Here is a 1186-nt window from a genome sequence, read left to right on the forward strand (position 1 = left end):
GCCGCGATGGTGGCCGCGCTCGGCGATCAGGAGCACGCCGACGCCCAGCGGGAGCGCTACCGCCTCCGGCGGGAGAAGCTGTGGGCCGCGTTCACCGGCGCCGGCTTCACCGTCGAGTACTCGGAGGCCGGCCTCTACCTGTGGCTGACCCGCGACGAGGACTGCTGGGACACCGTGGACTGGCTGGCCCGCCGGGGCATCCTGGTCGCGGCCGGGGTCTTCTACGGCCCGGCCGGCGCCCGGCACGTCCGGGTGGCGCTCACCGAGTCCGACGAGCGTGTCGACGCGGTGGCCGGGCGGCTCGCCGGGTCCTGACATGGCGGGCGAGCTGGCGCGGGCGGCGGTGGTCGGCACCGGGCTGATCGGCGGTTCGGTGCTGCTCCGGCTGCGCGACGCCGGGCTCGACGTCACCGGCTGGGACCCGGACCCGGCGATCCGCGGGCGGGTACGCGAACGGGGCGTCGCGGTGGCCGACACGGTCGAGGACGCGGTGGCCGGCCGGGACGTGGTGTTCCTCTGCGGCCCGCTGCCCACGTTGCCGGCGACGCTGGCCCGGGTCGCCGCCGTCACCGACGACAGGTGCGTGCTCACCGACGTGGGCAGCGTCAAGGCCGAGGTGAGCACCGCCGCCACCGTGCAGGGGCTCGGGCACCGGTTCGTGCCGGGCCACCCGATGGCCGGGGCCGACCGGGCCGGACCGGACGCGGCCGCCACGGACCTGCTCGCCGGCGCCGCCTGGGTGCTCTGCCCGGGGCCGACCGGGCTGGACGCCTTCCGACGGCTGGCCGCGCTGCTCGTGGACGTCTTCCACGCCCGGGTGGTGCCGATGTCCGCCCCGGAGCACGACGGAGCGGCGGCGCTCGCCTCGCACGTGCCGCACGTGCTCGCCGGGGCGCTGGCCGGCGCCGTGCACCGGTCGGCGCTGCGGGACGCGGTGCTGACGCTCGCCGCCGGGAGCTTCTCCGACGGCACCCGGGTCGCCGGCGGGCCGCCCGAACGGACCGCGAACATGCTGCTCGGGAACCGGGACCGCGTCCTCGCCGAGCTGGACGCGCTCGGCGTCTTCCTGGGCGAGCTGACCGAGGCGCTGCGCGCCGGCGACGCCGGCACGCTGGCCGACCGGCTCGCCGAGGGGCGGCAGACCCGGTCCACGCTGCGGGCGCGCGAGTTCACCGCGCACCGGCGG

At 78.1% G+C, this 1186-nt stretch carries 2 protein-coding genes; both read left to right on the forward strand.

Going from position 1 to position 1186, the window contains the following annotated elements; translation table 11 throughout:
• The coding region (locus AB0L34_RS34115) for an aminotransferase class I/II-fold pyridoxal phosphate-dependent enzyme (RefSeq protein WP_363709805.1) at nt 1–315 on the forward strand (315 nt) is incomplete at its 5' end.
• 1 nt (nt 316) lies between these two features.
• The coding region (locus AB0L34_RS34120) for a prephenate dehydrogenase/arogenate dehydrogenase family protein (protein ID WP_363709807.1) at nt 317–1186 on the forward strand (870 nt) is incomplete at its 3' end.

The sequence above is a fragment of the Micromonospora sp. NPDC052213 genome (assembly GCF_040679695.1).
GTDB lineage: Bacteria > Actinomycetota > Actinomycetes > Mycobacteriales > Micromonosporaceae > Micromonospora.